Raw genomic sequence first — 13,766 nt, forward strand, 5'->3', positions numbered from 1 at the left:
CACAATAAACAACCGATGCACCTGGTCACCAGGGGCATCGGTTGTTCTGTGTAGATGCGGCATACCGCCAAACGGCTTCCGTCACACTACTCCAGCTTGTAGTTCAACAGCCGGCCGAGCTCCTCCCTCTCCTTCTCGTTGAGATCGCGCCACGAGCCGACGCGCTGGCTTCCAAGACGGATATTCATAATCCGGATTCGCTGCAGCTTTCGAACCTCATAACCAAAGGCGCTGCACATTCTGCGGATTTGGCGATTTTTCCCCTCTGTCAGAATAATTCGGAATACACGCTCGGACATTCTCGTGACCTCGCAAGGTAGTGTCATCTCACCTAAAATTTTTACGCCACTGGACATCCCTCTCAAGAATGTATCTGTAAGAGGGCGGTCTACCGTGACAATATATTCTTTCTCATGTTTCCCTTCGGAGCGAAGGATTTTATTGACGATATCCCCATCGTTCGTTAACAGAATCAATCCCTCGGAGTCCTTATCCAAGCGTCCAATCGGAAAAATCCGTTCTTTGTGCCCCACAAAATCCACAATATTGCCCTTAATATGCAGTTCGGTTGTACTCGTTATCCCTACCGGCTTATAAAGTGCAATATATACATGCTTCTTCTTATCTTGAAGCGGCCGCCCCTGGATACGGACATCATCGCCTTCCTCAGCCTGGCTTCCCAAGACAGCAACCACACCATTAATGGTTACCTTCCCGCTCTCCACCAGCTTATCCGCTTCACGACGCGAGCAATATCCTGTTTCACTGATAAATTTATTAATTCTCAAGATGCCATCCCCTTATCTGTAACTGCTTCCCGCTCAGCCCTCAATTGCAGTCCGCTGCACTGCAGGCAGGACAATACTCACCTTTGTGCCTATGCCCACTTCACTCTCAATCTCCATCGTGCCACGATGACCCTGAATGATACGCTGGCTGACCATCAACCCAAGCCCGGTACCGGTCTCCTTATTGGTAATAAACGGTTCACCCAGATGTGGCATAAGTTCTTCCGGGATGCCTTGACCCTCATCCCGAATGTCGATCTGCACAAGCTCTGCGTTAGGTCGTTTAAGATCGATCCAGACATTGCCGCCTTCCGGCATCGCTTCAATCGCATTCTTGAGCAAATTGATAAATACCTGCTTAAGCTGGTTCTCCTCACAGTGGACAAAGGTCGGTTCTACAGCAAATGTCAATTTGAACTCGATCCCGTACAGATGGGCCTGGCTATCGAGAAAAGATATGACATCGCCCATGATAATTCTAACGTCTCTCTCCTGAAAATGAATTGCCTGCGGCTTGGCTAATATCAGGAATTCACTGACAATCAGGTTGATTCGATCCAGCTCCGACAGCATCAGATCAATATGATCCGGATTGGTTTTATGGGTCTGCTGCTGGAGCTGCAGAAATCCGCGAAGGGTCGTCAGAGGGTTCCGTATTTCATGTGCAACCCCTGCCGCCAGCTGTCCAACCGTATTCAACTTCTCCGAACGCCGCAGCAGCTCCTCAATCCGATTGCGTTCTGTTACATCCCGGGACACACTAATCATCGAGGTAACCTCACCATTCTCATCCCGCACCAGCGAGGTGCTGATGCTGACCTCAATCGTACTGCCATCCTTGCGCAGACGAACGGTCTCAACCGGGGAAAGCCGTTCCCCGGCCCGCAGCCGCCGGATGCGTTCCTTTTCTTCTTCCTCTTTGGCCGGAGGCACTAACGCAAGCTTCCGCCCGACCACCTCATGCGCCTTCCAACCATATAATTGTTCAAACGCTTTGTTCACGCTAATCACACGTTCATAGGTATCTGTGGTATGAATCGCATCCGCCGTTTGATTAATGACGGATTCCAAATATTCCTTAACGGACTGATTCTCATCAACCATCTGCTTCAATTGACTCGTATAGTTACCCAAATTGCGGGTCATCGCATTGATTCGGCCTGCAAGCTGGCCCAGCTCATCCCGACTGCTTACCTCCAGCCTTCTATCAAAGTGACCGTCGGATACGTCGTTGACCGTCCCCAATATGGCTTGAATCGGCTTTGTAAAATAACCCGCTACAATATAACTTCCAAAAATCACGATTTCCAGTAAAACCAGCGAGATGGCCACAAGACTGATCATCTGCTCCCTCATGACAGAGGAGATGGCCTCATAATCCATGACCACACTGATAATACTTGTCGGTTTATCCTCAGATACGATGGGGATAAAGCTTTTCAATACCTTTTTACCATGAATAGTGCTGACAAATACGACATTATCACGGGTAGCAACAGCCTGCTGTACGGCCTCCATATCCTGATCCAGGCTGCCGTAATCATAGGTACCGAACGTTATCGGTCGATTGCGAAGCTTATAATGTACGTCGTCCGTTCCATCCTCCCTCATATATTCATTGCCAAACGTTTCAGGGTTGATGCCTGTCACTTCCAATATTCGCGGATTGGATTTCAGCGTCTCTTCCACGACCGTATCCGGACTCGTAATTTTCACAAAATCCTTGATGTTCGAATTCCGTATGTAGGGATCAATGATATAATTGCGTTTGCCGTCGTAATAGTACCCCCATTTATCAATAAATTCCGGATTGGATGTGGAGAACTCAAACGGTCCCGACCAGAAATGTTCGGCGTGCTGCCCCTCCGTAACCGATACGACTTTACCATACTGAAACAGCTCCTGAAACGCGGTATACCAATAGCCCCATTTCTTAGTCGAAAGACCGATTTCCTCTTCCGCGGAGGAACGGGCAACCACGATATCATCTTGAGTGCGGACCAGCAATGAAATATGCGTGACGCCGATCTCCTTGCTGAGCTCTTCCAGCTGCCGATTGGTTATATTTTTAATATCCGGATCCAATGCTCTGGCCGCATTGACCGAGGCCACCTTCAGCATATCGCCGAATATGTCATCCACATATCCAGAACTAAACCCGGTTTGCTGGACCGTTATGGCAATCTGAGTAGCTGCCATTACCATCTTGGTTTCACTATCCTGCTGCAAATTTTCCTGGGTTGTGTAATAGTTCAGCGTAATGTTGAGCAGAAGAATAAATAATACCGATATGGACATGATCATCGATAATTTCGTCTTGATCGACAAGTGGCATCTTCACCTTTCTGCTATCACATAGACGACTTGCGAATCTATATCCTCATGATACCTTGATCACGAACGTTTGAAAAGACAGGCATAACAACGCTTTTTTACACAATCACATTGCTATTGAAATAGGGAATCCTTACAATAAAGAGGTCATTCCAGGCGAAAAAAATAACGTATCCACAGATTGCGCACAAATACACAACTCATCTGTGGATAATGTGCATAACTTTGTGCATAAAATTTAAATTATCCACAATTCTGTCCACATCATGTTAACAAACGAATAAATGTTCGTTGAACAATGGGTATAAATACAGGGTTTTGACTGGATGTGAAAGGAGTCTTTCGTTTGATACCGAATTCAATAGACCCACTGACTGTGGATAATCCTAATCATGAACACTGGATGAGAGAAGCCATTGCAGAAGCACGTAAAGCCGAGGAGCTCGGTGAAGTTCCTATTGGCGCCGTCATCGTTCGTGGTGATGAGATTATTGGTCGCGGATACAATTTGCGTGAAACAACTTATGATGGAACGGCTCATGCAGAGATGGTGGCCATCCGTGAGGCAAGTCAACATCTTGGAGCGTGGAGACTGCTGGACTGTCGTCTGTACGTCACGCTGGAGCCCTGTCCCATGTGCGCAGGTGCCATCGTGCAATCCCGGGTTCCGCAGCTCATCTATGGCACAGGTGACCCCAAAGCTGGTTGTGCAGGCACTCTGATGAATTTGCTCCAGGAGCCGCGCTTCAATCACCGCACAACTGTCATAGACGGTGTACTCCAGGAAGAGTGCGCTTCGCTGCTCACTCAGTTTTTCCGGCGTTTGCGTGGAAAATGACCATATGTAAAGAAACAGAAAACCCGGCCATGACGGCCGGGTTCTGTTGTCTATGATGAACGATATTAATAAGTGCCCATTTGGCTCATCGATTCCTCAAATTGCTCCATCGTGATGACATCAGCGTCTTTTGGAATACCGATTTTGAACTCTTGTTTTCCGTTGATGTTGTTGTATTGGGTACTACCCTTCACAGCCAACTTCACGTTCTCATTGGTTTCTGGATCATTGAAATCCACGTTCAACACAACATCTTGATAAGCAGGGAAATCTTTTTTATCGATCGCTGTATTGATGTTAAAAGTATTGATCTTCAGGTATTTCTGGATTTCGTCCAAGCCCGCTTTGAATTCGTCTTGGTTCACAGCAGATACTTCCGCTTTAGCTGCGTCAATATCTTCTTGCGTCAGACCCAGCAATTCACGGTACTCGTCTTTAGCTGCAATATCAACTACCTTCGGAGCAACCTTGTTTACCAGGATGTCTAATGCTTCATTAAGCGTATCATTGGTTACAAAGAATTGAACGACTTGTTTCGCATCCACGCCCTCTGGAAGCGCAGCATCTTTTACATTGATATCTTTGAAGTATTTGGCTTGATCATATTCGCTAAGCAACGCTTCAAGGATTTCATTCACGAATTTCTGAGACTTTTCGGTATCCAGGCTCTCCGGACTAAATGTTTCGCCGGATTGCTCAGCAAGCTCTTTCATATCCATCACGAGGTACTTACCTACAACATCCTCTGGGAACGGAAGCATCGGAATGCTTGGAACCTTGACGTAGATCTTCTCATTGGTCATTACCATATCAATGTTGATGGACATGGCCATGTCGCCCTTCAGATTGATCCCCATGTTCATTTCGGTTTGCATAGGCTCCGCTTGATAGATGCCATCCAGCGTAACTTCAGCATTTTTCAGCATTGTCATCGCCTGGGTTACACTTGGGTCGCCTTCAACTGCAGGTATGTTAACTTGAAGGTCTTCAATGACAAATTTACTCTTCATTTCATACGACGTCATCTTCATGGCATTCGTAGCAGCATTGGTCATCGCCGCTTTAGGCTCTTCTTTTTTGGCGCAGCCGGATAGCACAACCGTCACTGTGAGCAGCAGTGTCAGCATGATAGCTGCAAACTTCTTGTTCATTAAAATTTTCTCTCCCCTCTAACATCAAAAAAAATAACAGACCTTCTAATCATAAACCATTTACCTAAAATGAGAAACACTTTCTGGAATATTTGCTGAAATTTATATTTCCTTTCTTTTTCCAGGAGTCTTAAATTTGAACTTCTTAACATGCGAATAAGGTGGGGCCCCAGAATATTACACTTGCACACTAATACGGAAGATTTATGAAAAGGTTTCATAACGAAAAAAAGAACCTCCTGTCGAATTACAGGAAGTTCTCACGATTCTTGCTTCTAGCGCTTCTGTATTAGCGCCTGAGGCCGTTTAGCCTTCCGGGTTGAAATGCCCGTCCTGCTTACGGATCTTCGCTCTGTGTGAGCCTGACAGCGGCTCCTGACCGCCACGGTCATGATCCTTGCGCTTTTTCGGCTGCTCTTGTGCTTCAGGTACTGGAATCGACTTTGGCTTGCTCATCTGGTAGCCCTCCATTTCGTGGATAACAACGATGGTTTCGGCAATCATGTCCTGATTTCGTAAAGTGAAGGGACTGGGATATGTCATTCATATAATCAGTGATGCGTGATTTGCTGCAGCGCTTGAGCACATTCATGAATATGGCGTGTATAGTCACCTACCATACCCTGAATATTCTCGTTACGCTCATCTGTCGTTGCACCATCTCGCTCCACATCGACCAGCTCTACCTTCACTTCCCTTGAATCCACATAGGTGCATTGAAAATCAAACGAATACTCTTGGCGCCCTGCCGCACCGATGTGAATACGGATGGCATTCGCATCCCCTTCGTCCGCAGCCACTTCGGCGCGATCGCCCGGCTTTAGAATCGTTGATAGCCTTTCCTGCCAGGCATTGACCAGCATGGCCTGATCTACATTCAGTTCTGAGTTCATGTTCACACCTCCCCTTCTCTATAAATTGCGATAATGGGCCTTGTTTTATACAGCGTCCATCCACATAGCCGAACTTTACGGACAAGCCGCGTAACGGTGTGCCCTTGCTAAAAAAAGCATACAAAAAAACCGTTTCCCTAAGGAAACGGTTTGTATTTGTTATGTATGGCGGAGAGGATGGGATTCGAACCCATGTGGAGTTGCCCCCTAACGGTTTTCAAGACCGCCCCGTTATGACCGCTTCGGTACCTCTCCATGTGGCAGTGATTACACGTAAATTAATCACGTGCAAAAATCATTATACCACAAGACAAAATAATTTATCAACTATTTTTTCTGCTCAATGATACTGACGTTGCCCATATAAGGACGAAGCACTTCTGGAATGATCACCGAACCGTCTGCCTGTTGATAATTCTCCAGAATGGCAGCAACTGTACGGCCCACAGCGAGCCCGGAACCGTTCAAGGTGTGGACAAACTCCGGCTTGCTCTTCGGCTCCGGACGGAAGCGGATATTGGCACGACGAGCCTGGAAGTCCCCTATATTCGAACAGGAGGAAATTTCCCGGTATACGCCGCTCTCTGGGAGCCATACTTCCAAATCATATGTCTTCATGGAGCCAAAGCCCATGTCCCCTGTACAAAGGGCCATCACGCGATATGGAAGATTTAGCAGCTGAAGCACACGCTCTGCATCCGTTGTCATCTTCTCAAGCTCATCAAAGGATGTTTCCGGATTTACGATCTTCACCATCTCCACCTTATTGAACTGATGCTGACGAATGAGTCCGCGTGTGTCGCGCCCTGCCGCACCGGCTTCGGAACGGAAACAGGAACTGTAGGCCACATAGTATTTTGGCAGATCCTCGATGTTCAGGATTTCTTCACGATGGTAGTTCGTTACGGGAACCTCCGCCGTTGGGATCAAATAGTAATCCGTATCGCTGATCTTGAATAAATCCTCTTCAAATTTAGGAAGCTGTCCGGTTCCGTACAGGCTGTCCCGGTTGACGATATATGGAGGCAGCATTTCTTCATAGCCGTGTTTGTCGCTGTGCAGATCCATCATGAAACTGATTAAGGCACGCTCCAGGCGAGCACCCAGACCTTTGTAGAACGTAAAGCGGGAACCTGTCACCTTCGCACCTGCTTCAAAATCCAGTATACCCAGATTCTGAGCAAGCTCCCAGTGAGCCTTAGGCTCGAAATCGAAGGCATTAGGCTCCGCCCACCGGCGGATCTCCACGTTCTCCTCCTCCGAGGCGCCTACCGGCACACTCTCGTGAGGAATATTCGGAATCGCCAAAGTAAGCTCGGAAATACTCGCTTCCAGTTCACGCACTTCCTCATCCATCGCTTTAATCCGGTCTGACACTTCTCGCATCTCCAGAATCAGCTCATCTGCATTCTCACGATTCTTCTTCAGCCTGGCTACTTCAGCCGACACGGTGTTGCGGCGGTTCTTCAAACTTTCGCTTTCCTGCAGCAACTCCCGGCGCCGGGCGTCAAGCTTAGGAAAATCCGCAATTAAATCGAGCGATTTACCACGATTCTTCAGCGCTTCTTCTACACGACTGTACTCGCTGCGCAATATTTTTACGTCTAACACGGGAAACCCTCCTAAAGTAAAACATCCATCAGTATATCGAAGCAGCTGCCCTCTATGTCTACAAAAAGCCTTGGGACAAGGCTGCATGACCTCTATTACATACGATACATCTTATTGCATTTCAGCGAAAAAGACAACTTGACTCCTGTATACTGCCTAAGAGTCAAGATGTCTTCTGCTGTAGCTATTACTTCTGTGCGGCTGCGGACTGCGAGCGGACCATCTCCACAAAATATTGATGGAGACGATAATCGTCCGTCAGCTCCGGATGATACGAGGCCGCAAGCAGATGCCTCTGTCTGGCTGTAACGATCTCATCCTTATACGTGGAGAGAACCTCAACGCCTGCGCCCACTTCCAGAATCAGCGGTGCTCGAATAAAGACAGCGCGAACCTTCTCATCGATTCCTTTGACATCCAGATCGGTCTCAAAGCTCTCGCGCTGACGTCCAAATGCGTTACGAGCTACCGTGATGTCCATGAGCTTCAAATGCGCCTCTTCATCCCCTTGAATTCGCTCAGCAAGCACAATCAGTCCGGCACAAGTACCGAATATCGGTTTGCCTTGGGTTGAGAATTGAGTAATTGCATCCATAAAGCCATATTTACGCATAAGCTTGCCAATGGTGGTGCTCTCTCCGCCAGGAATGATTAAGCCGTCAACGTCCTGAAGCTGCTCTATCCGCTTGATCGTAACGCCCTCTGCACCGGCAAGGGATATGCTTCGAATATGCTCTGCAACGGCACCCTGAAGTGCCAGTACTCCGACCTTCATGTTACCCCTTCTCTCTTACCAGCCACGATCCTGCATACGCTCGGCTGGACTAAGCTTGGATATCTCGATGCCTTTCATCGGAGTACCCAGATTCTTGGATACTTCGGCAATCAATTTATAATCATCATAATGTGTAGTCGCTTCTACGATCGCCCGTGCAAATTTCTCAGGGCTGTCCGATTTGAAAATACCGGATCCCACGAAGACCCCGTCAGCGCCCAAATGCATCATCAATGCGGCATCTGCAGGTGTTGCTATACCACCAGCTGCAAAGTTAACCACGGGAAGCTTGCCTGTCTCATGGATGCCTTTCAGGAGGTCATAGGAAACACCCAGGTTTTTCGCTTCTGCATACAGCTCGTCCTTCGACATGTTACGAACTTTACGGATTTGGCTGTTGATCAAACGCATATGGCGAACAGCTTCCACGATATTGCCTGTTCCCGGCTCACCCTTCGTACGAAGCATCGACGCGCCTTCACCAATACGACGCAGCGCTTCACCAAGATCCTTCGCTCCGCATACGAATGGTACCGTGAAATCCCATTTATCGATATGGAACACTTCATCTGCCGGTGTCAGAACTTCACTCTCATCAAGGTAATCCACACCAAGAGACTCCAGCACTTTCGCTTCGACATAATGACCGATACGAGCTTTGGCCATAACCGGAATGGATACAACCTTCATGACTTCCTCAACGATCGTTGGGTCAGCCATCCGTGCCACTCCCCCAGCAGCGCGAATATCGGAAGGAACGCGCTCCAGCGCCATAACTGCCGTTGCACCGGCAGCTTCAGCGATTTTCGCTTGTTCCGCATTCATGACGTCCATAATGACGCCGCCTTTTTGCATTTCCGCCATACCTCTTTTTACCGTTGATGTTCCTGTTTCCATGCCCCTAGCCTCCCGATTATATGTTGTATCTCATCGCCATAACACAATCCTGGCGATATGGTCTGTGCCTATATAGGTACATACTTGCAATGAATCTAACTCGATATTTTACCGCATCAAAATCAAATATACAACCCATTTACTCGGAATTTATAGCTGTTAAAAAAGATTTTTGATGGAATCAAACAAATCCGCAAAAAAATCGCCGATTGCCCGCAGGAACAAACTGAACCAGCCTGCCTTCTCAACCTCATCCGCCGTGATTAAGTTCACCGTTTCGGTCTGGGCATCCTTCATGCCTTCAATTTTATAGGTGTAGGTCACCGTGCCCACCTTCGTACCTTTAGCCACTGGAGCTGTCATGCTGGAGGAGTCCAGCTTGGCTTCGAACGTAATATTCTTGCCAGTCGATCCTTTGGGTACAACAAAAGTGACTGCTTTATCGGTTACGACTACAGTTTGCTTGCTTTTACCCTTCTTCACCTCAATGCTATCAAAGCCTTCAACGGTTGCCCCAGCAGCTTGAACTTCCTTCACTTCGAAGTTGTCAAAGCCGTAATCCAGGACTTTTTTGGATTCTACAAAACGAGCTCCTTCGGATTTTGTGCCCATAACCACGCTAATCAGACGCATGCCATCACGCTCAGCGGTACCCGCGAAGCAATACTTAGCTGCATTGGTATGGCCTGTCTTTAATCCGTCCAGACCTTCGTAAGCATATTTCTTGAAGTTGGTGATATCTTTATTGGCTTCAAGCATCCAGTTATAGTTGATAATTGGATGCGTGTCGCGCGGTCGAAATTTGTGGGATTGAATGGCCGTGAATCTTGCAAAATCAGGATGATCCTCAACGATGAATTTGGCCAGTAACGCTGTATCCATTGCTGACATTACCGTTTCCTTGTCCTCTGCAGGACGATATTTCTCGGGCATGTCCGCACGGCTGAGACCTGTAGAGTTAATGAAGAATGCCGTTTTCAGCCCCATCTTTTTTGCCGTGTCGTTCATCAGGGTAACAAACTCTTCCTCGGAACCAGCCACATGCTCAGCCAGTGCTACCGTAGCATCGTTAGCTGAACCTACAGCCATAGCTATGTAGAGCTCTTCGACTGTATGTTGGTCGCCCTCAGCCAAAAATATCCGTGAGCCCACCGTTTTTTCTGCATTCTCTTTTACCGAGACCATTTCATCCCAAGCTAGCTCACCTTGCTTAACTTTCTCCGCAACGATGTACTCCGTCATCATCTTGGTCATGCTGGCCGGCGGCAATGCTTCATCAGCATTAACCGATAACAGGACCTGCCCTGTAGAAGGCTCGATCAATACGGCAGAGCTGACGTCCAATCCAAGCTGATCTATGGATGGAACTTTATCCGGCTTGGCATTATCCGTTGCAGCCTTGTCGGTTGCTGCTTTATCATCTGTAGCATTGGTCGTATCCGCTGTTGCCAGCATATGAGGTGCTGCCAATGAAACCGCCGGTGCAGCGGAGAAACACAGTATATTAAACAGCATCAAGGATGCCAGCGTTCTTTGAATTCGTTGTCGTTTATTCTTCTTTACAGACTTGTCTATCAATGGAATAACTCCCCTCTAATTCTCAATAAGTCATTAACTTGTTCTATTCTATCATAGGGGGGGTATCAAAAAAAGACAAGCTAGATGAATTTCATCCAGCTTGTCCAGGAAATATATGACATATATTGCCTATCCTTGTTTCACTTCAGTGTATTACAAGGAATAGTTAGGTGCTTCTTTGGTGATTTGGATATCATGCGGATGACTCTCGCGAAGCCCTGCGCCTGAAATACGGATAAACTGAGTGTCATTACGCAGCTCATCCAGGTTTTGCGTGCCGCAATAGCCCATGCCGGAACGCAATCCACCAATCAACTGATGAATGGTATCGGCCAAAGGCCCTTTGTAAGCAACACGACCCTCGATGCCTTCCGGCACCAATTTCTTGTCGTCATCCTGGAAGTAACGGTCTTTACTGCCTTGTTTCATAGCAGCAAGGGAACCCATCCCGCGATACGCCTTGAAACGACGTCCTTGGTAGATCTCAGCTTCGCCCGGGCTTTCCTCCGTACCGGCAAACATGCTGCCCAGCATGACGGCACTTGCCCCGGCTGCGATGGCTTTCGTGATTTCTCCGGAGTATTTAATACCGCCATCGGCAATAATTGGCACGCCGTACTCCTTAGCAACGGTCGCACAGTCATAAATTGCTGTGATTTGCGGTACGCCAATACCAGCAATGACGCGGGTCGTACAAATGGATCCCGGTCCGATACCGACTTTAACAACAGATGCTCCGGCTTCGATAAGATCTCTTGTAGCTTCACCTGTAGCTACATTACCCGCAATGATGGTTAGATCCGGATAAATTTCACGCAGCTTGCGAACGGAATCAATGATGTTAATGTGATGTCCGTGAGCGGAGTCAACAGTAATGACGTCTACACCGGCTTTTACAAGCGCTTCTGCTCTTTCGAATGTATCTTTGGAGATCCCGATTGCCGCACCCACCAGGAGACGTCCTTGTGCATCCTTCGCCGCTCTAGGGAACTGGATTGCTTTCTCAATGTCTTTAATTGTAATAAGCCCTTTAAGAACATTATCTTCATCTACTAGAGGCAGCTTCTCGATCTTATGCTTTTGCAGGATCATTTCGGCATCCTGAAGCGTCGTTCCTACCGGAGCCGTTACCAGGTTCTCACTGGTCATCACTTCACTGATTACCGTACTGTAGTCATGCACAAACCGCAAATCACGGTTGGTCAAAATCCCGATCAGTTTATTGCTCTCATCCACGATCGGCACTCCGGAAATCCGGAATTTGCCCATGAGTTTCTCTGCATCGGATACAAGATGATCAGCATGAAGCGAGAACGGATTCGTGATAACACCGCTTTCCGAACGTTTAACCCGATCTACCTCTTCTGCCTGTTGTTCAACGGTCATATTTTTATGAATAATGCCGATTCCGCCTTCTCTAGCAATGGCAATTGCCAAAGGAGCTTCCGTTACGGTATCCATTCCAGCACTGATGAGGGGAATGTTCAATCTCACATGCTCGCTCAATTTTGTGCTAACATCCACTTCTTTTGGAAGCACCTCGGATTTTCTAGGAACCAACAATACATCGTCAAAAGTGAAGCCTTCCTTGCTAAACTTATCTTCCCACACCTGGGTTATTCCTCCTTTTTGTCGTCTTCCTGCGGACTACAACTACTGTCAGAGCGGGACCGGACGGCATTTTCAATGTATTTTCAGAAATATATTATTGCCATCTTAGCAAAGGGCCCATAGGCTGTCAAGGATTGAATTGGCCCTTTTTATGGAGGTCACAAGTATCCATCCAGCGCGTTACCTTGTCTCTTCATAGTGGACAAAACCAATGAGTTTCTTCTATAAAATGGAGACTTATCCACGTTTACACCTTCTCTCCCATTCCCTGATCACTTCGGATCATCCATGGGATTACAGCAGCCTGTCGCATAGTATCACCCAAGCCAGCACGGGATAGTCTGTTATTTACAAATGTAAGAGCTGAACTATAGGAAAAGACCGTTATCGATTACTCGATAACGGTCTTTATGGTTGTTCGCTTGGCGACGTCCTACTCTCCCGGGACCCTGCGGTCCAAGTACCATCGGCGCTGGAAGGCTTAACGGTCGTGTTCGGTATGGGTACGCGTGGAACCCTTCCGCCATCGCCACCAAACGGCTTCAGATGCTTAATCACCTGAAAACTAGATACGAAACGAATTTGCAACACATTGAAATATCTTTGGATAAGCCCTCGACCGATTAGTATTGGTCAGCTCCATGCATTGCTGCACTTCCACCTCCAACCTATCTACCTCGTCGTCTTCAAGGGGTCTTACTAGTTGGGAAATCTCATCTTGAGGGGGGCTTCACGCTTAGATGCTTTCAGCGCTTATCCCTTCCGTACGTAGCTACCCAGCCATGCTCCTGGCGGAACAACTGGTGCACCAGCGGTACGTCCATCCCGGTCCTCTCGTACTAAGGACAGCTCCTCTCAAATTTCCTACGCCCACGACAGATAGGGACCGAACTGTCTCACGACGTTCTGAACCCAGCTCGCGTACCGCTTTAATGGGCGAACAGCCCAACCCTTGGGACCTACTTCAGCCCCAGGATGCGATGAGCCGACATCGAGGTGCCAAACCTCCCCGTCGATGTGGACTCTTGGGGGAGATAAGCCTGTTATCCCCAGGGTAGCTTTTATCCGTTGAGCGATGGCCCTTCCATGCGGTACCACCGGATCACTAAGCCCGACTTTCGTCCCTGCTCGACTTGTAGGTCTCGCAGTCAAGCTCCCTTATGCCTTTGCACTCTTCGAATGATTTCCAACCATTCTGAGGGAACCTTGGGGCGCCTCCGTTACTCTTTAGGAGGCGACCGCCCCAGTCAAACTGCCCGCCTGACACTGTCCTCGCACCGGATCACGGTA

At 48.0% G+C, this 13,766-nt stretch carries 11 protein-coding genes, 1 tRNA gene and 2 rRNA genes (1 of these 14 cut by a window edge); 1 reads left to right on the plus strand and 13 read right to left on the minus strand.

The window, feature by feature from the left end; all coding sequences use genetic code 11:
- Positions 1 to 86: 86 nt before the first annotated feature.
- Positions 87 to 788 carry a 23S rRNA pseudouridine(2604) synthase RluF gene (gene rluF / locus B9D94_RS28040; RefSeq protein WP_006207471.1) on the minus strand — a complete coding sequence of 234 codons (702 nt, stop codon included), beginning with the start codon at positions 786 to 788 and terminating at the stop codon, positions 87 to 89.
- Positions 789 to 821: 33 nt separating this feature from the next.
- Entirely contained in the window at positions 822 to 3,116 is a 2,295-nt protein-coding gene (locus B9D94_RS28045; protein WP_063478236.1) for an ATP-binding protein, read from the minus strand.
- 352 nt (positions 3,117 to 3,468) lie between these two features.
- On the opposite strand from B9D94_RS28045, the gene tadA reads away from it, so the two are divergent.
- Positions 3,469 to 3,960, plus strand: coding sequence for a tRNA adenosine(34) deaminase TadA (gene tadA / locus B9D94_RS28050; protein ID WP_148248505.1), 492 nt, complete (start codon positions 3,469 to 3,471; stop codon positions 3,958 to 3,960).
- A gap of 65 nt (positions 3,961 to 4,025) precedes the next feature.
- On the opposite strand, the gene B9D94_RS28055 is transcribed toward tadA, so the two are convergent.
- From B9D94_RS28055 to B9D94_RS28105, 11 genes are all read right to left on the minus strand, one after another.
- Complete coding sequence (locus B9D94_RS28055; RefSeq protein ID WP_006207469.1) at positions 4,026 to 5,111, minus strand: hypothetical protein; 1,086 nt, start codon at positions 5,109 to 5,111, stop codon at positions 4,026 to 4,028.
- Between the two features lie 306 nt (positions 5,112 to 5,417).
- Positions 5,418 to 5,567, minus strand: a complete 150-nt coding sequence (locus B9D94_RS28060) for a hypothetical protein (protein WP_006207467.1) — start codon at positions 5,565 to 5,567, stop codon at positions 5,418 to 5,420.
- 95 nt (positions 5,568 to 5,662) lie between these two features.
- A complete protein-coding gene (locus B9D94_RS28065; protein WP_006207466.1) occupies positions 5,663 to 6,004 on the minus strand; it encodes a hypothetical protein in 342 nt (113 codons plus the stop codon).
- A 166-nt stretch (positions 6,005 to 6,170) separates the two neighbouring features.
- Positions 6,171 to 6,259, minus strand: a tRNA-Ser gene (locus B9D94_RS28070).
- Between the two features lie 72 nt (positions 6,260 to 6,331).
- On the minus strand, positions 6,332 to 7,615 hold the full coding sequence (gene serS, locus B9D94_RS28075; RefSeq protein WP_006207465.1) for a serine--tRNA ligase: 1,284 nt from the start codon (positions 7,613 to 7,615) through the stop codon (positions 6,332 to 6,334).
- A 187-nt stretch (positions 7,616 to 7,802) separates the two neighbouring features.
- Positions 7,803 to 8,390 carry a pyridoxal 5'-phosphate synthase glutaminase subunit PdxT gene (gene pdxT, locus B9D94_RS28080; protein ID WP_148248506.1) on the minus strand — a complete coding sequence of 196 codons (588 nt, stop codon included), beginning with the start codon at positions 8,388 to 8,390 and terminating at the stop codon, positions 7,803 to 7,805.
- A 15-nt stretch (positions 8,391 to 8,405) separates the two neighbouring features.
- Entirely contained in the window at positions 8,406 to 9,287 is an 882-nt protein-coding gene (gene pdxS, locus B9D94_RS28085; RefSeq protein ID WP_006207463.1) for a pyridoxal 5'-phosphate synthase lyase subunit PdxS, read from the minus strand.
- A gap of 159 nt (positions 9,288 to 9,446) precedes the next feature.
- Positions 9,447 to 10,865: a D-alanyl-D-alanine carboxypeptidase family protein gene (locus B9D94_RS28090; protein WP_148248507.1), complete on the minus strand. Its 1,419-nt coding sequence runs from the start codon at positions 10,863 to 10,865 to the stop codon at positions 9,447 to 9,449.
- 153 nt (positions 10,866 to 11,018) lie between these two features.
- Positions 11,019 to 12,476 carry an IMP dehydrogenase gene (gene guaB / locus B9D94_RS28095; protein WP_006207461.1) on the minus strand — a complete coding sequence of 486 codons (1,458 nt, stop codon included), beginning with the start codon at positions 12,474 to 12,476 and terminating at the stop codon, positions 11,019 to 11,021.
- Between the two features lie 420 nt (positions 12,477 to 12,896).
- Positions 12,897 to 13,013, minus strand: a 5S ribosomal RNA gene (gene rrf / locus B9D94_RS28100).
- Between the two features lie 66 nt (positions 13,014 to 13,079).
- Positions 13,080 to 13,766 (minus strand): 23S ribosomal RNA (locus tag B9D94_RS28105); it runs 2,240 nt beyond the window's last position.

The organism is Paenibacillus sp. Cedars (genome assembly GCF_003184205.1).
Lineage (GTDB): Bacteria > Bacillota > Bacilli > Paenibacillales > Paenibacillaceae > Paenibacillus_AQ > Paenibacillus_AQ glucanolyticus.

Bases quoted from the DNA above. Each gene is read 5' to 3' on its own strand.
- B9D94_RS28060 (WP_006207467.1), bottom strand. From the start codon at position 5,567: ATGAGCAAGCCAAAGTCGATTCCAGTACCTGAAGCACAAGAGCAGCCG.
- B9D94_RS28055 (WP_006207469.1), bottom strand. From the start codon at position 5,111: ATGAACAAGAAGTTTGCAGCTATCATGCTGACACTGCTGCTCACAGTG.
- B9D94_RS28065 (WP_006207466.1), bottom strand. From the start codon at position 6,004: ATGAACTCAGAACTGAATGTAGATCAGGCCATGCTGGTCAATGCCTGG.
- pdxS (WP_006207463.1), bottom strand. From the start codon at position 9,287: ATGGAAACAGGAACATCAACGGTAAAAAGAGGTATGGCGGAAATGCAA.
- pdxT (WP_148248506.1), bottom strand. From the start codon at position 8,390: ATGAAGGTCGGAGTACTGGCACTTCAGGGTGCCGTTGCAGAGCATATT.